The organism is Aeromonas sp. PrichA-15, from assembly GCF_017939245.1.
GTDB classification, from domain to species: domain Bacteria; phylum Pseudomonadota; class Gammaproteobacteria; order Enterobacterales; family Aeromonadaceae; genus Aeromonas; species Aeromonas caviae.
In genome coordinates this window covers 1-16,239 of sequence record NZ_JAGKRH010000083.1, presented here as the reverse complement: position 1 = coordinate 16,239, position 16,239 = coordinate 1, and the positions used below count along the sequence as shown (strand labels likewise).

Genomic DNA, 16,239 nt, shown 5'->3' with positions numbered 1-16,239 from the left:
AACTACCCGATGCACACGAGTGTGCTGGAAGGGGTGAACAACAAGATCAAAGTGATAAAGCGCATGGCATATGGATTTAGGGACTCAGAATACTTTTTTCTGAAAATCAAGGCGGCCTTCCCCGGAAAGCCGCGATGAACCTGAAATAAGGGCGCCCGGTGATGACGGGCGCCCCTGTCAGTCGAAGTCCGCGTAGGGAGTGAGAGGCCTTGGCGGCATGTCGAGATCCCCTTGCCAGGGCTTGAAGGTGTAGCGCAGGAACAGGGTGACATGGCTGGGGGCATAGTCATCCGCCTGCTGGATGTCCACCCGGCCACCGATGCGCCAGTGTTCCGTCAGCCTGTGTTCCACCACGCCATTCAGGGTGTAGCCGAATCCACTGCTACTGCCCCCTTTCACAGGCGCATTTCTGTCTGGCAAACCGCTTGGCAACAGGCCTTCCAGCGGGTAGCGACGGCTGTCGTCGGTGCGGGCGTAGGACCAGGATCCCGATCCCCCCAGCTCTCACGACCAGTCCGGGGTACGCTGCCGGTAGCTGACCGGCACCGAGAGCGAGAAGTACCCCTGCGGGCTGTAATAACCCCCCTGCCCCAGGGTATAGCCCCCCAGATCCTGCTGGTAGTGCCACAGCATGGTGCTGATCCCCACGCTGGCACGGCGATGGGTCTCGTTGACGAACTTGTAATAGCCCCCTCCCATGAGCCGGGTGCGCCAGTTGTCGGGCACGTTCTTGCCGGTCAGCAGGTGCTGCTGGGGTAAGCGCCCTTGAATCGGCATCTGTTTTTCCCAAAATAAGCTCGTCACACTTGAAATCCATTACCTCTTCGCTGGATTTTCACTATGACCACTCAAGAACGTGCTGATTTTTGGCAGCAGCAGATCACTGCCTGGCTTGACTCCGGCCTCTCCGGCCACGCCTTTTGCAAAAGCCAGGCACTGGTCTATCACCAGTTTGCTTACTGGCGTAAAAAGCTCGAACAGCCTGTAGACTCGGACTCTCTTCCTGGCTTTGTCAGAGTAGCCATGCCTGCTCCTGTCGGGACCGAAGTCGGCTTGACACTCACCTTACCCAACGGGATCACTCTCTCCGGGTTACATCCGGGCAATATCGATTTGCTCGGCGCTATCATGAGGCAGTTGTAATGCGCCCTCGTTACTTGCGTCCGGCACTGACCATGCCGCAGATCTACCTCTATCGGGCTCCTATCGATTTTCGTAAACAGGCCCACGGCCTGGCGGCGCTGGTCGAGCAGCAACTGGGGCACAACCCGTTCACCGGTGCCCTCTATGCCTTTACCAATCGCCGCCGCAACAAGATCAAGTGTCTGATGTGGGAGGACAACGGCTTTGTGCTCTATTACAAGGCGCTGGCCGAGGAGAAATTCAAGTGGCCATCATCTGCCGATGAGCTACTCTCCCTCTCTTCCGAGCAGATAAACTGGTTGCTCGATGGCTACGATATCTCCTTGATGCAGGGCCATAAAACACTGCATTATGAGACGCTTTAATACCGCCAACCTCGTGCTTTACCGCCTTGTTTTTGTTATAATTTCCCCATGAAAATGACGCTGAAAAACCTCACCCCATCACCTGATCTCAGTGGCCTTAGCGCCGCTGAGTTGTTGGCGGTTATTGCGGGTTTTCAGCAACAGTTGGCGTTAAAAGAAGAGGCTATCCAGCGGCGTGACGCCCATATCCTGTTACTCGAAGAGCTGCTGCGTCTGCGCAGGATCCAGCGCTTTGCCGCCAGCAGCGAGAAACTCCATCAGCTCCAGCTCTTTGATGAGGCAGAGCTGGAAGCGGACATGGACGCCCTGCTGGCCCAGTTACCCGATGACCTGCCGCAAACTGCCGAAGCAAAGGCCAAGCCGCGTCAACGTGGCTTCTCCGCCTCACTGCTGCGCGAGCGCATCGAACTCACCCTCAGCGACGAGCAGAAAGCCGGGGCCAGCAAGGTGTTCTTTACCAAGGTCAAAGAGGAGTTGCAGTTCATTCCGGCTCAACTCAAGGTGCTGGAGATCTGGCAAGAAAAGGCGGTGTTCGAGCGTGATGGCGAAGAGGTGATCCTCGCGGCCAACCGTCCCGTACACCCGCTGGGCAAATGTATCGCCACGCCGTCATTGCTGGGCTACATCATTACCTCTAAGTATGCCGATGGCCTGCCACTGTACCGTCTGGAGCAGATGTTCAAGCGCCTAGGGCAGGAGGTGAGCCGCACCAGCATGGCCCACTGGATCATCCGGCTGGATGAGGTGTTCCAGCCATTGATGAACCTGCTGCGCGAGGAGCAGAACCACGCGACGTACCTGCAAGCCGACGAGACGCGGATCCAGGTGCTCAAAGAAGAGGGAAAAACTGCGCAATCGGACAAATGGATGTGGGTGACCCGCGGCGGTCCGCCGGGCCGCCCCTCTGTATTATTTGAATATGATCCGTCACGCGCCGGAAGCGTACCCGTGCGTCTGCTGGAGGGCTTTAGCGGCATACTGCAAGCTGATGGCTATTCCGGCTATAGCCAGGTGTGCAAAGAGAGCGGTCTCACCCGGATTGGCTGCTGGGATCATGCTCGGCGCAAATTCATCGAAGCGACCCGAGCCGCACCTAAGGGCAAAGGCAAGGACAAAGGCAAGAGCAAAGCCAGCACTGGCCTGGCCGATGTAGCATTGGGGTACATAGGTAAACTCTATGCCATCGAGCGGGAGCAGAAGGAGCGCAGTGATGCCGAGCGTTATCAGGCACGGCAGACGCGTAGCATGCCCCTGTTGGCGGAGCTCAAAACCTGGTTGGACAATAACGTTGGCAAGGTGATGAAAGGCTCGCTGACTCGACAGGCGATGGAATACACGCTGGGGCAATGGCCCCATCTGGTGGGTTACTGCGTGCGGGGAGATCTGCACATCAGCAATATTCTGGCGGAGAACGCAATCCGCCCGTTCGCCGTGGGGCGCAAGGCCTGGTTGTTCGCCGACAGCGCGCAAGGCGCCAAGGCCAGCGCGACCTGCTACTCGTTGCTGGAGACAGCCAAAGCCAATGACCTTGAGCCCTCAGCGTATATCAACTATGTGCTGGCGCAGATCGGCGAGGCCGATAGTCTGGAAAAACTCGAAGCCCTGCTACCCTGGAACGTCCCGCTGGAGCCCATTGCAAAAAAAGTGGCGCAATACAACGAAGGCAAGTAGGTCGATTTAGCGGCGCTTACCTGCTGGGCGCTGCCCCAGAACCCGACGGCCCCTCCCAGATCCCGGCTGAGATCGAGGCGGACCCCGTTCGCCCGCACCCCGCCCCAGCTGATGCCCGTGCCCGGATCCACCGTTCCCCCATAGGAGAGCAGCGAGCTGCTGACGGGCCGACGCGAGAGGGTCATCCCCCACCCCAGCGTGTGCCAGTCACCGGTCAAGGTGGCGCCCCCAACCCAGTCCACCACCTCGAAACCGAGGGGCGTGGTCCCCAGATCGAACGCCCAGGCCCCCCGCTGCCAGCCTGCCGCCAGGGTGGTCCCCCGGCTCTGCTGGTGCGCGTCCCCGCGGCAGTCCCTGGCCGCACAGGTACCGAACTGCGCCCGGTAAGGGGAGTCCGGCAGACCTCCGGCATCCATGTCGACCAGTTCAAGGTGGCCGAAGGCGGTACCACCGGCCAGCGGCGTATCCAGTTGCGCCATCTGGGTCAGCGCCCGCAAATCCGAGTAGCCCCCGGTACCGCTGGAGCCCCAGTAATCGCTGTCGAGGGAGAAGGTGGTCTGGCTCTGCCGGTAATGCCTGTCGAGATCGCTGCGCAGGCCGGATGCCAGCCACCCCTCCCCATCCTGACTGCGGGCCAGCCGGGTCAGCTCGCCCCCCTCCAGATCCTCGCGGGGGGCCAGACCTGCGGCCACCAGCCCCTTGCGATCCCGCACCAGGGCCCCTTCCACATCATGCTCGGCAACGCGCTGGCGGGCGGCATCGCGCCAGAACAGCGCCGTCTGCTGGGAGGCAGGTTGCATCGCCACCAGGGGTTCGTAGTCGGTGAAGATGGCGCGGGCTGTCTCGCCCTCTCCCAGCGCCTGATAGAGATTGGCTACCCGGCGGTAGTAGTTGGCCCCCTCCGGGGGCAGCGGGCTGACCGGCCAGGCGGGCAGCCAGTGACGGGCCTTTGCCAGATCGCCCCTGGCCTGGGCCAGTTCGGCCATGCCAAGCCTGGCCTCGGGCTGTTGCGGCGTGCGGGCAAGCACCTCCTGATAGCGCTGCTCCGCCAGTGCATAGGCCCCCCGATCCGTGGCCCACTCCGCCAGCATCAGGCTTACCTCTTCATCCGGCTGCAACGGCTGAAGCAGGCGTTCGGCCCCCTCATCATCCCCGGCCTCGTGACGCGCCCTCGCCCTGGCGAGCACCTCGTCACGGGCGAGGCGCCGATCCAGCGCATCCATCTCCTGTGTCCAGCCGGACCTAGGGATGGCGGCCAGCACCCCTCTCGCCTCCACCATCTTGTCCTGCCCCGAGAGATAGAGGGCGGTGGCGTAGCGCAGGGTGGCATCCTGCGGGTGCGCCGCCAGCCGTTCCCGCAAGAGCCGCTCACCGCTGCCGACCTCCCCGAGGCGGGCCCGGGTATCGGCCACTCGATAGGCCAGCCACATCTCTTCCGGGGTCAGCGCAAGTGCCTGCTCGCGAAGGCGCAGCGCCGCCGCCACCTTGCCGGCCCGATCGAGCTGATCGGCCTCCTCCTGCAACAGCCCGGCCTTGAGCCGCCGCCCTTCGGCCTGCATCCCTGGGGTGCCCTGCTGCTCCAGCAGGGCCAGGGTACGTGCCGGATCCTGCTCCTTGTAGAGATCGAACAGGCGGGCCAGGGCCCGCTCCCGCGCGCTCCCCATGGCGAGCGCCTTGCGATAGGCGGACTCCGCGTCGGCATCGCGATGGCGGCCACGCTCGCTGTCTCCGAGCCCCAGCCAGGCTTCGGGCTCACGCCCATCCTGGGCGATGGCACGGCGATACAGGGTCGCCGCCTCATCCCACTGCTCCCGTTCCAGGGCGCTGCGCCCCTGGCTCACCAGCAGCCAGTAGCGGTTGGTGGCCAGCAGGCTGCGCCATTTGTCCTTGTCGGTCACCTCGGGGTGTGCCAGCACCCGTTCAAACTGGGCGATGGCCAGCGCTCGTTGATCGTTGCGGGAGTAGGCCTGCCCGAGGGCCCCCATGAGTTCGGGATCCCCCGGGTTGGCAGCCAGGGCACGCTGCAAGCGGGAGATGGAGGCACCACCTCCCGCCGTGCTTGCGAGCGCCGACTGGCGTGCGCGATAGGCGGGCGAGGCCCACTTCTCCTCCTGGGTAGCGAGCAGCTGTTCCGCCTTGGTGGTATCCCCTTCGCCAAAGAGCACCATGTACTCCTGCAAGGCAGCGATGCTCCCGGGACCGATGGGTAGGGATTCGATGTCCGCGAGCCAGATCTCGGCGGCCTCGTCCCGCTGATAGGGGTCTCGCGCCATCTCGCGCAACAGGTTCTGCGCCCCCTGACGCCGACCCTCCGCCAGATAGAGGCGAGCCAGCCCGCCCCGCACTCTGGGCTCACCCGGATATTGCCGGTTGAGTGCCTCCAGGGCCGCCAGCCCCTTTGCCTTCATGGCCGGGATCCGTGTCTGCAACAGGGCATAATCCACCGCCACGTCGAGATTGGGGGGCAAATCACCGGAGAACAGGGAGCGATAGAGACGCTCGGCCTCCTCCAGCCTGCCGGCGCTCGTCAGCAGCCTGGCTTGTTGCAGTTGCTGGCGCCTGGCCGGTTCGTTCAGGGCCAGGTTAGCCATGCCCTGACGATAGAGGGGTCTTGCTTGCCAAGGCGGGCCAGCAGTGCCCCGGCCTCCTTGACCTTGCCCTGGCGCAGGGCCTGACGGGCCTGGGCTGCCAGCAGCTCCGGATGATCGGGCTCCACCAGGGAGAGGGAATAGAGGCTGTTGCTGACGAGATCTTCCCGCCCACGGGCCTCGCCAATCCTGACCTGCTCCAGCAACCAGGCCACCGGCTGTACCGTCCCTTGCGCCAGGGCTCCGCTCATCAGGCAGGCGAGCAGGCACCCCAGAGTCACTCTGCCTGACATGACTCGCTCCAATCCGGCTGCAGGGTACCGTCGGCGGCAAAGCGATAACGCCCCTGATCCCAGCCTGCGCCGAACAGGGTCAGCACGCTGCCGTAGTAGGCATCCGCATCCAGCCCGTGATCGGAGACCTGCTTGCGTAAGGTGACCTGCGCCGGCAAGCCCCGTGACAGGGGCAGGAGGGCGGCGGCAAAGCCGCTCGGCCCCTTGCCCTGAACCTGACCACTTTGGCTGGAGACCCGCTCGGGCAGATGACCCGATTCGGTCAGCTGCGCCAGCATGGGGGCAAAGTGGGCCACCAGGGAAGCCCTGGCGGGATCCTCCTCGCTCAGCATGCCGAGCCAGAGATAGACGCGGATGGCGTCATAGCCACCGGTGTCGCCCTTGTCCGCCGTCACCTGCCATCCCTTGTCGGCCTGCCAGTCCACCCAGTCCGGGGCAAAGCCACGGGGCGCACTCTCCTGCAACAATTTGGGCAAGAGGGCCCGCATCTCGCCCCAGGGCCCCTTGAAGGAAGCGAATCTGGCCAGCAGTTGTGGGGGCAGATAACTGGGGTTGAGGATCCAGCGTCCCTCCCCCTCATAGCCTTTCGCCCCGGGCAGTAACACGGGGCCGAGACCCGGCAGCGTGGCGACCTCCTCCCGGGCGATACGACGCAGCAACAGGGTGCCGAGGGCAGAGTAGCTGTGGTTGTCCCACAGGCGACCCGCCTCCAGCAGGCTGTAGGCTATCCAGAGATCCGAATCGGACGCGCTGTTCGCATCCAGCACACCCCAACTGCCGTCCTGCTGCCTGCCCCAGAGCCAGGATGGCAGGAAGCCGGTCAGATCCCCGCGGGCGAGCTGCCGCTCCGTCCAGTCGAGCAGGCGGGCAAAGGTCTCCCTGTCATCGTTGACCAGGGCGAAGAAGAGGGCATAGCTCTGGCCTTCCGAGGTGGTGATGCGGCGCCCCTCGGCAGGGTCGATGACCCTGCCCTCTTCGCTGATGTAGTGCTGGCGAAAGTGATCCCACTCCGGCCAGTGACAGACGGCCTGCGCCGGGAGGGAACAAAGGGCCCAGAGGAGCAGGGCACCACAGACATTTTTCATCTGAGTCATCTCTTAATCTTCCTTCAGACGGCGGCGACTGGCACTGGCAAGCAGCACCCGCAGGCCCCAGCCCAGTACCAGCATGCAGAGCAGGGTCAGCCCGGCAAGACGCACCGGATAACGGGCAAACAGTTGCCAGAGACGCTCCCACCACGGCAGGTAGCCCACCTCGTAGCGATCCCCCACCACCAGGCTCTTCACCCCGGATTCCCGGATGATGGCCACCGAGCCTGCCACCTGATCGCGCAGGGTCCGGGTCTGCAGGGCATCATTGAGCAATGTGACCCCCGCCGGTCCATCCGCCAGCAAGGCCACCAGGCTGCGCTGATCATGGGTCGGCGATTGCAGCCCCAGGATGACGGCGATGGCCCGGTTGCCCGTCATGCCCACCCGGGCCTGGGGCTGGCGATCGGCCATGGTGTGCAGCAGATCCCCCTTGTGCTGGCGCGTCGGCTCATTGACCCAGCTGCGCGTAGCCTGCAGCAGGGCGTCCGGCTCCGGATCCCGCCTGAACTCCTCCGGCAGGGTGCCGATGAGCAGGGTATCGAGATCCGCCGTGCGCGCCTGCTCCCAGTCATCGAGGACGCGCAGGGAGAGGGCCGGATACCCGGTCTCGGCCCCGATGGCGCCCAGGGTGTCGAGCAAGGTGGTGATCTGCTCCGGGTGGGGCCTGGCCGGCATGACCACCTGGCTATCGGCGAGATCCGCCATCCGGCTGAACGGGAAACCCCCGTAGGAGAAGGCCCTGAGGTTCGGCATCTCGATGAAGTGGCGATAGCCGGTGAAGTCGATGGTGGAGGCCTCGTCGATGCGCACCTGGTGGGCCGGCGGCATCACCAGATCGCAGCGGCCATCCTCCGTCCCTCCCATGTATTGCTGGGCATACTCGAACGAGAAGCTCAGATTGTTGGCCTGGGTGGTCTTGAGCCCGGGCATCCGCAGCGCCGTGGCGTCGCCGTCGTCGGCAAACCAGAGCGGCAGGGTAAGCAACCGCTCCCCCTTGACCTCACCGGGTTCGAGCGGGAACGACTTCATGAACTGGCCGTTGACCGCCACATCCAGCCAGGAGCCATCCCTCAGGGTCGGCGCGCTGTGGTGATACTTGAGCTCGGTCCTGATGCCTCTCTCCCCCAGCAGATAGAGATCCGGCGGCAACCGCAGCGTCAGGCTCATGGGCCAGAGGCGGCGCCCCGTGGCCTGCAGCTGGCCCGGGTACTCCGTCAGCTCGTCGAAGCGCATCTTGCGATCGAGGCGCACCCAGTTGGGAGCGTCGTAAGGCTGACGCGGTGCCAGCGGCTTCACCTCGTCCACCCGCACGCTCTGGCCCCGCAGCAGCACCTCTCCCCGGGCCAGCCCGCTGACCGCGGTCAGCAGATCCTGCTGATCCCGGCCCAGGATCAGCAGCAGCTTCACATAGGGATTGTCGGGGGAGCTGATCATGTCGATGGTCGGCCCCTTCACCTCGGGATAGTCGGCCAGGAAATCGGGGCGAGCGTCGTTGGTGGCGAAGATCACCCCGTTGCGATCGGGCAAGCGGTTGATGAGCACCGGAAAGTGCTGCCCCCGCCACTGCGCCCGTGTGCCGAACCAGGAGGCCAGCACCGCCGCCGCCTGCTGCTGTTCGAGGGGCACGGCACCGCTGAACACCATGGGCAGGATCAGCTTGCCGTCGTCCCGCATGTCGAGGAACGGCATGGGGAAGAAGGAGAGCTCGTTGCGCACCGGCAGGGTCTGCAACTGCAGGCTCAGCTTGCTGTCCCGGTTGACGTTGAGCCAGAGGGTATCGCTCGCCGGGTTCTCGCACACCTTCTGGTAGTGGCCGACGAAGCTCACCTTGATCCGGTTGAAGTCCTTGGCATAGCGCGGATCCAGCTCGATGCGGGCATGGGTACGCTCCCCCATCTGCTCCTTGGTGAGGGCGGTGACCCCCATCAGCTCGTCATTGAGGTAGACCTTGACCTGGGAGATGAGCGGCAGCAGGGAGGGGGACGGCGTGAAGTCGAGGTCCAGGGTGGCCCGGGTCACCACCTCGTCCCGCCGCACGGTGAAGTCGGCCAGTCCGTCTGGCGCATTGCCGCGCAGGGACAGGGTGCCTGGCGATGATGCCATCTGTTCAAAGCTCATCCCCTGGGTGCGCACCGGAGCGGGAACGGGCGGCAGGGGGCCGACGACCTCGGCGGCGGTCGCACCCTGTGCCATCAGCAGGAGAGGAATAAGGTAGCGTTGTGGTTTCATCATCCTTTCACTGTCTGTGAGGTCGGAGTCCCGGCCCGGAAATCTGGGGAGACGCGACGGGGAACGAAGGAGAGGAGCCAGCGAGCCAGCTTCTCGAGGAGGATACAAACAAAGCCGATGGGTGAGGTACGGGCCAGACGCCAGTAAGCTCCCCAGCCGAGCAGGGTAATGTCGATCAGGCTGTGGAGGGGGCGATCCTTGCCCAGACGCTGCTGCCACAGGGACCAGGTATCGGCCCGGGCGAAGGTGCACTGGATGAACTCGACATGCTGTGCCTGCGCCATGGGTTCCAGCTCCAGTCCCAGCTTGCAGCCGAACACCCGCTGCACCTTGGCGGCGAACGCCTGCTCCCGTTGGTCATGGCGCAGCAGCAACCAGACCCTCTCCTTGTCGGCCAGGGGCAGGGGCGCCTCGAGCAGCACCCCGACCCCCCCGTTGGAGTAATCCCTGACAGTACAGGGGTAGAGGTGACCGTTCGCCAGCCTGATGGCCGCCGGCATCACCATCTCCACCCTGGGATTGGCACGGACCTGCCGCGACTCGAAGGCCACCGCCAGGGCGCCGCCCAGTATGGTCATGTTGTAGAGGGTCCAGATCATGCTGAGGATCAGGGTCGGCACCTCGTCGGCAGGGCCGGTGCCGATGCGCCAGAGGCCGAACCCCAGCCCGCACAGATTGAGCAGGATCAGCAGCAGATAGGGGCGGGAGACCGACAGATCGAGGAACACCTCCTCCGTCATACCCCCCTTGGCGGTCACGTTGAACGTCCCCTTGTGGGGTGCAAAGAGCGCCACCGTGGTCGGCCGGGCTATGTACCAGGCCAGCACCGTCTCATAGACCTCGCCCCAGAAGGAGTGGCGGACCTTGCCCTGCAACCGGGAGTTGGTCAGGGCGCTGTGGAAGATGTGCGGCAACATGTAGAGGGCGATGGCCGCCGCCGGGGCATAGATGATGTAGGCGTGCAGGATAAGGAAGGCGAGCGGCGCCGTCAGGAAGATGAGCCTCGGTATGCCCGAGAGGAAGTGCAGCATGGCATTGAAGTAGCAAAGCCGCTGCCCCAGCTTGAGCCCCTTGCCGAAGAGGGGGTTGTCCAGACGCAGGATCTGCACCATGCCGCGCGCCCACCGGATGCGCTGACCGATGTGGGCAGAGAGGCTTTCGGTGGCCAGCCCCGCCGCCAGCGGGATCCGGATATAGGCCGAGGTGTAGCCGAGGCGGTGCAGCCGCAGGGAGGTGTGGGCATCCTCGGTGACCGTCTCCACCGCGATGCCGCCGATCTCGTCAAGGGCGGTGCGCTTGATGACGGCGCAGGAACCGCAGAAGAAGCTGGCGTCCCACATATCGTTGCCATCCTGCACCAGGCCGTAGAAGAGGGCCCCCTCGTTCGGCATCTTGCGAAACCGTTGCAGGTTGTGTTCGAACGGATCGGCGGAGAAGAAGTGGTGGGGGGTCTGGACCACGCCCAGACGGGGATCCCGGTAGAACCAGCCCACCGTCATCTGCAGGAAGGAGCGGGTCGGCAGGTGGTCACAGTCGAAGATGGCGACCAGATCCCCGGTGGCCATCTTGAGGGCGTGATTGATGTTGCCCGCCTTGGCGTGCTCATGGGTCGACCGGGCCACATAGCGGATCCCGGCCTCCTCGGCGAAATCGCGAAACGCCGCCCGCCCCCCGTCGTCAAGCAGCCAGATGGTCAGCTTGTCGGCGGGCCAGTCGAGCCCCATGGCGGCGTAAACAGTCCCCTTCACGATGGCGAGATCCTCGTTGTAGGTGGGGATCATCAGATCCACGCTGGGCCACTGGGCCGGATCCGCCGGCAGTTGTGCCGGGGGGCGGTGCAGGGGCCATGCGGTCTGCCAGTAGCCGAGCAGCAGCACCAGCCAGGCATAGGTCTCGGCGGCCAGCAGCAGGCCGCAGGCCAGGCTGACGGGGTCGAACCAGTCGAGGGTCGAGGTGTAGCGCCACCAGATGTAGCGGCAGGAGATGGTGAGGGAGAGCACCATCATCATCAGCATGGGATAACGGCCCGGCACGGCCCGCAGGATGAAGGCCATGGCCGCCAGCAAGAGGACGAACACCAGTTGCGCCTGCAGGGTGAACGGCTGGGTGACGCAGAGCAGGGAGAGGCTCCCGGCCACCACGCAGAGCAGCACGCTCTTCCAGCGTGCCTCGCGGGGCGTGGCCCTGGCGGCGGCCAGCCCTTTCTCCTCCTGGTGGGCCAGGAAGGCGCCGAGAGCCTGGGTGCCCCTATGCCAGAGCCGTTGCCAGGAGGCGGGCCAGCGCAGAGGGATCGGTTGTGGGCGACGCACTATCATCCAGAGGCTCTGCAACAGAACGCGCAGGGGATCCCCCACCCGGGGGTGCGTCCGCTGGGGATAGAGCCCCCGGGCATGGCCCAGCACCCATTGCCAGCCATGACGCTCGAGGGGGGAAGAGAGCCCAGGCCAGCAGCCAGCCCAGTGTCAATGTGGCCGCCCCCGGGCGGGAAGCACCCCGCTCGCGCAGTGCGCGATAGCGCTGCGAGCACCAGAGGCCCGCAGCCGGCGTCAGCAGCCGCACTCTCATCGGGGCGCCTCCCCCTCTGCCAGACACCAGGTCGCCAGGGCGGCCAGCTCGTGGGCAACCAGACTGGTGGGCGCATAGCGGCCGACCGGCAGCTTGGCGGCCATGGCCTCCGCCATGGCTTCATCCCTGTGCAGATGAAGATTGAGCAGAGGGAGCCCCCCTGCCAGCCAGAGATCCAGCAACCCCTGCTGCAGGGCCCGCTGGCTGGAGAACTGGGTCACCAGCAGACGCTCATCGGCCGCCCAGGAGTGGCGGTGAAGCCGCACATGGCAGTTGGCATCCGCATTGACCACCAGCAAGCGCCTGCAGGGGATGACGGGGGCCATGCCCCGGGGCAGATCCAGCAGCACCAGATCATAGCCATCGATCCCCGCCAGCCACTCGGCCGACGCCCCCTCCCCCCCGCCATGGGAGAGCAGATCCAGTCCCTCCTCCCGGCGGTGAAGCGCACCTCGCCACTCCCGCGCCGGCTGGGTCAGCCGGCTCCAGCCTCCTGGATCGTCATGGGGCAGGCCAAGGTGGATGCCAAGCTGGTTGTCCGGGCAGAGATCCACCGCCAGCACCCTTGCCCCCTGCTCATGGGCAGCCTGGGCAAGCCCCGCCACGATGGCGGTGGTCCCCACACCTCCCCGGATCCCCTGCAGGGCGATCACCTTCATGCAGACCTCCCCTCGCCAGTCCCCTCGGGTCCTTTCACTGCCACCTCCGCCAGCAGGGGGAAACGTGCGCACAAGGCCGCGAGTCGCTCCCTGGCGGCAATATCCTGGTAGGAGAGGCTGACACCAAAGGCCTGCTGGACCATGGCCACGTCATTGATCACCGTGCCCTCCACCGGTACGCCGAAGGGGGTCTGCATGTCTGATTGCCGTTCGCTGCGCATCGTCACTTCCGGTCTCATTGGGGATAGGGGACCCAGTCCCCCTGCCCCAGCTTGATGTGGTACTTGCCCTGATATTCGATCACCACCGAGCCCTGGTTCTCGGACACCGACGGGGTCTGCGGCAGGTCGCCCAGCAAGGCATCCCAATCAATGGCCTCGCTCCCGAACACATCCCTCCCCACCAGCCTGGAGACCAGTTCTGATACCGCCAGGAAGCTGCTGGGGGTGTCCACGTTGCGGGTCGCTTCGTGGGGCGCCTTGGTACCGAGCAGGGCAACCCCCACCGGCACCAGGGTGATGCTCGGGCTGGGAATGTCCCGCAGTCCGGCCATCTGCATCTTGTCGCCGGTGAGAGCGGCGCCGTGCTCAGGCACCATCACCACGGCCACCTTGCGGCCGGATTGCTCCAGCGTCGTCATGAAGTCGTCCAGCTGATCCAGCAGGGTCTTGAGCCTCGCCTTGTAGGGCGCTATCTGGCGGCTCGCCACATAGCGGTTGCCATCGTGCAGGGCGATGAGGTTGAAGAAGGTGACGTTGCGTGCCGCCTGACTCTGTGTCCGCTCATTCAGCCAGCGGTCGAACAGGGCATCCCCGCGATAGATGGGCTCGCCATCGAAAGATGGCGAGATCATGGGCCAGTCCCTTCTTGTCCATGGGGGTCACATCCAGCCCGGCATACTGCTGCAGGCCGGTCAGGTAATTGCCAAAATCCCCCGAGTGATCCATGGCCACCTGTTTGGCAAAGCCGAGCTGGGCCAGGTTCTCGAACAGCAGACACTGCTTCGGCGCCGTCACATAGAGCCCCTGGTGGCTGGTCTGCCCGCAACTGGCCCGCAGCAGGCGAATGGAGCTCGGGCCGCTGTAGGAGGTGGCGGAGTTGAAGCGGTTGAAGCGAATGTCGAAGTGGGACCAGACCGGATGCCCGGTCAGGCCGCTCGCCTCCACATCATGCCAGGCCAGGGAGCAGACATTGATGATGAGCACATCGAAGGGGGTCGCCTGGGCTGGCAGGCTCTCCGGGAAGTGCACCAGTCTCTCCTGCTCCTCCCGATAGAAGTCATCGAGATAGGCGTTGAGGTTCTCGTTGGTCGGCGGGGCACTCTGGTCAAGCTGCTCCTCCATGGGCAGCACTGAAGAGCGGGTCTCCTCCCGGGACGTGTTCAGGGCGTGCTCGCTCGCCGCCTTGCTGCTCGCGAAGGGATTGCTCACCTGGGGCGAGACCCAGAGCCAGAGCAGCGCCAGCAGGATCCAGGGGGTGAAGCGCAGCCACTGGGCGATGAACAGATAGAGCGTCAGCAGCACGAACCCCGCGCCGACCATCTCCCAATTGATGAAACGCCCGAGCAACTCCGTCCAGTAATCCAGGGTGAAGGAGAAGACCTGGCTGCCCTGGGAACGAATGCTCTCTATCCCCGGCAACCAGGTATCGTGATAGAAGATCCCCGCCCCCACCGGCAACGCCAGCCAGTGCCGCGCACGGCGCCACCCGGCCCTTGGCAGGGGAAAGATCAGGAAGGCGGCAAACACCAGGTTGATCAGGGGATGGAAGTTGAGATATCCCCCCAGAGCAGGGCGAACTTGGCAAGAAAATAGACATTCCAGCCACCCAGGCCGTGCCAGTCCAGCCAGGGAGAATCGGCATCAGAAACGTGTCGGGTCATCGGCGATGAGTCACCTGTTATCGTGGGCCCCCCGAAGGGGCCGGGCACACTGCAATGGTTGTCAAAAGAATAGCCTGACTATTATGCAACTATTAATTTGTCTCAGGTGGCGCTGAACCTGACTCCCCCGGATGGGTGTAAGGGGAATGAGAGGGGCCGTATGTATCCATATATTATCCAAACGATCCCGATAAGGCAGCCTTCTCTGACAAAATGGGGGGAACGTGCAGACGGGATGCAGGATCCTGGCAAGGGCCCCGCGCTTACCACTGCGACAGACTTTGTCAGCCCTGTCGCCATCTCGAACAACTTGAGGCCACCTCTGGATTGCGCCATCATATCGGCCCGGCTGATGGCCGGCCGAATTGGACAGTCAACTTCAAGGACCCCCCATGTTTGAACACGTCGATGCCTATGCTGGCGACCCCATACTGACGCTAGTCGAGACCTTCCATAAAGATACCCGCGAGCAGAAGGTGAACCTGGGGATTGGCCTCTATTACGACGAGCAGGGCCGCATTCCGCTGCTGCCGTCGGTGCAGCAGGCCGAAGCGCAGCGCGCCGCCGCCCCGGCCCCGCGCCCCTACCAGCCGATGGAAGGCGCCGCCAACTACCGCACCGCGGTGCAGCACCTGCTGTTTGGCGCCGAGCACGAAGCGGTCAAGGCGGGTCGCATCGCCACCATCCAGACCATCGGCGGCTCCGGCGCCCTGAAGATCGGTGCCGATCTGCTCAAGCGCTACTTCCCGACCTCCGAGGTGTGGGTCAGCAATCCCACCTGGGACAACCACAAGGCGATGTTCGAGGGGGCCGGCATCAAGGTGCACGACTACCCCTATTACGATGCGGCAACCGGCGGCGTGCAGTTCGACGCCATGATCGACTGCCTGAGCAGCCTGCCTGCGAAAAGCATCGTGCTGCTGCACCCCTGCTGCCACAACCCGACCGGGGTGGATCTCTCCCGTGCCCAGTGGGACCAGGTGATCGCCCTGGTGGTCGAGAAGAACCTGATCCCCTTCATGGACATCGCCTATCAGGGCTTCGGTGACGGGCTGGAAGAGGATGCCTATGCCATCCGCGCCATGGTGGCCGCCGGTGTCAGCTTCTTCGTCAGCAACTCCTTCTCCAAGAACCTCTCCTTCTACGGCGAGCGCTGCGGCGGCCTGTCGGTCATCTGCCAGGATGCCGAAGAGGCGAGCCGGGTGCTCGGCCAGATGAAGGCCACCGTGCGCCGCAACTACTCCAGCCCCCCCACCCACGGCGGTCAGATCACCGCGGCTGTGATGAGCCAGCCCGAACTGCACGCCATGTGGGTCGGTGAGGTGACCGAGATGCGCACCCGCATCAAGGCCATGCGCCAGAAGCTGTTCGAGGTGCTGAGTGCCAAGGTGCCGGGCCGCGACTTCAGTTACTTCATCAACCAGCGCGGCATGTTCAGCTACACCGGCTTCACGCCGGAGCAGGTGGACCGCCTTCGGGAAGAGTTCGCCGTCTACCTGGTGCGCTCCGGTCGCATGTGCGTGGCGGGCCTCAACAGCCGCAACGTCGACTACGTGGCCGACGCCATGGCCGCCGTGCTCAAGGGCTAAGCCCGCAAGCCCCGCTCAGGCGCAATGCTGTTCACTTAAGCGGAGCCGCATTGCGATTTACCGGAAAACGGGTCTTTGATATCTTCACCGCCCTGGGTCTCGATGGCCTGGGGCGTTTTTCTATGAACATGACGCCTATGCAGCCCCGCAACTCCGCCAACCTC

The 16,239-nt window shown here is 64.4% G+C and carries 14 protein-coding genes and 2 pseudogenes; 5 read left to right on the top strand and 11 right to left on the bottom strand.

Annotation, left to right across the window (positions count from 1 at the left end; translation table 11 throughout):
* A partial coding sequence (locus J9889_RS12770) for a transposase (RefSeq protein ID WP_210537942.1) occupies window positions 1–138 on the top strand: 138 nt, incomplete at its 5' end.
* Between the two features lie 39 nt (window positions 139–177).
* Here J9889_RS12770 and J9889_RS12765 read toward each other — a convergent pair.
* Window positions 178–699, bottom strand: a pseudogene (locus J9889_RS12765) (cellulose synthase subunit BcsC-related outer membrane protein).
* Between the two features lie 141 nt (window positions 700–840).
* On the opposite strand from J9889_RS12765, the gene J9889_RS12760 reads away from it, so the two are divergent.
* Genes J9889_RS12760 through J9889_RS12750 form a run of 3 tightly spaced genes read left to right on the top strand, consistent with a single transcriptional unit; the run spans window position 841 to window position 3,179 of the window.
* The gene (locus J9889_RS12760; RefSeq protein ID WP_005325174.1) at window positions 841–1,143 is read left to right on the top strand and encodes a hypothetical protein; all 303 of its coding nucleotides are present in this window, start codon (window positions 841–843) and stop codon (window positions 1,141–1,143) included.
* Window positions 1,143–1,508, top strand: coding sequence for an IS66 family insertion sequence element accessory protein TnpB (tnpB, locus tag J9889_RS12755; RefSeq protein ID WP_041205730.1), 366 nt, complete (start codon window positions 1,143–1,145; stop codon window positions 1,506–1,508). The genes J9889_RS12760 and tnpB overlap by 1 nt, the downstream gene beginning before the upstream one ends.
* Before the next feature lie 48 nt (window positions 1,509–1,556).
* On the top strand, window positions 1,557–3,179 hold the full coding sequence (locus J9889_RS12750) for an IS66-like element ISAeme5 family transposase (RefSeq protein ID WP_052815030.1): 1,623 nt from the start codon (window positions 1,557–1,559) through the stop codon (window positions 3,177–3,179).
* Between the two features lie 83 nt (window positions 3,180–3,262).
* Here J9889_RS12750 and J9889_RS24115 read toward each other — a convergent pair.
* The 10 genes and pseudogenes from J9889_RS24115 to J9889_RS24525 all read right to left on the bottom strand — a co-directional run.
* A pseudogene (locus J9889_RS24115) lies at window positions 3,263–5,164 on the bottom strand (cellulose synthase subunit BcsC-related outer membrane protein); the annotation flags it as partial.
* Between the two features lie 587 nt (window positions 5,165–5,751).
* Window positions 5,752–6,060: a hypothetical protein gene (locus J9889_RS12745; protein WP_210556896.1), complete on the bottom strand. Its 309-nt coding sequence runs from the start codon at window positions 6,058–6,060 to the stop codon at window positions 5,752–5,754.
* Entirely contained in the window at window positions 6,045–7,154 is a 1,110-nt protein-coding gene (gene bcsZ, locus J9889_RS12740) for a cellulose synthase complex periplasmic endoglucanase BcsZ (RefSeq protein WP_236749678.1), read from the bottom strand. Before bcsZ ends, J9889_RS12745 begins: the two co-directional genes overlap by 16 nt.
* Before the next feature lie 3 nt (window positions 7,155–7,157).
* Window positions 7,158–9,383 (bottom strand): cellulose biosynthesis cyclic di-GMP-binding regulatory protein BcsB, encoded by a 2,226-nt coding sequence (bcsB, locus tag J9889_RS12735; RefSeq protein ID WP_210556890.1) that lies wholly within the window; start codon window positions 9,381–9,383, stop codon window positions 7,158–7,160.
* Window positions 9,380–11,782: a UDP-forming cellulose synthase catalytic subunit gene (gene bcsA / locus J9889_RS12730; protein ID WP_349237011.1), complete on the bottom strand. Its 2,403-nt coding sequence runs from the start codon at window positions 11,780–11,782 to the stop codon at window positions 9,380–9,382. The genes bcsB and bcsA overlap by 4 nt, the downstream gene beginning before the upstream one ends.
* A 159-nt stretch (window positions 11,783–11,941) precedes the next feature.
* Window positions 11,942–12,604, bottom strand: a complete 663-nt coding sequence (gene bcsQ / locus J9889_RS12725; RefSeq protein WP_103244223.1) for a cellulose biosynthesis protein BcsQ — start codon at window positions 12,602–12,604, stop codon at window positions 11,942–11,944.
* A complete protein-coding gene (gene bcsR / locus J9889_RS12720; RefSeq protein ID WP_010672842.1) occupies window positions 12,601–12,825 on the bottom strand; it encodes a cellulose biosynthesis protein BcsR in 225 nt (74 codons plus the stop codon). Before bcsR ends, bcsQ begins: the two co-directional genes overlap by 4 nt.
* A gap of 14 nt (window positions 12,826–12,839) precedes the next feature.
* A complete protein-coding gene (bcsG, locus tag J9889_RS24535) occupies window positions 12,840–13,457 on the bottom strand; it encodes a cellulose biosynthesis protein BcsG (RefSeq protein WP_282597949.1) in 618 nt (205 codons plus the stop codon).
* A complete protein-coding gene (gene bcsG / locus J9889_RS24530) occupies window positions 13,387–14,352 on the bottom strand; it encodes a cellulose biosynthesis protein BcsG (protein ID WP_349237010.1) in 966 nt (321 codons plus the stop codon). The genes bcsG (J9889_RS24535) and bcsG (J9889_RS24530) overlap by 71 nt, the downstream gene beginning before the upstream one ends.
* 8 nt (window positions 14,353–14,360) lie before the next feature.
* Window positions 14,361–14,486, bottom strand: coding sequence for a hypothetical protein (locus J9889_RS24525; RefSeq protein ID WP_264787310.1), 126 nt, complete (start codon window positions 14,484–14,486; stop codon window positions 14,361–14,363).
* 392 nt (window positions 14,487–14,878) lie between these two features.
* Between J9889_RS24525 and J9889_RS12710 the strand changes: the two genes are divergently transcribed.
* Window positions 14,879–16,075, top strand: coding sequence for an amino acid aminotransferase (locus tag J9889_RS12710; RefSeq protein WP_102949194.1), 1,197 nt, complete (start codon window positions 14,879–14,881; stop codon window positions 16,073–16,075).
* The last annotated feature ends 164 nt before the right edge of the window (window positions 16,076–16,239 follow it).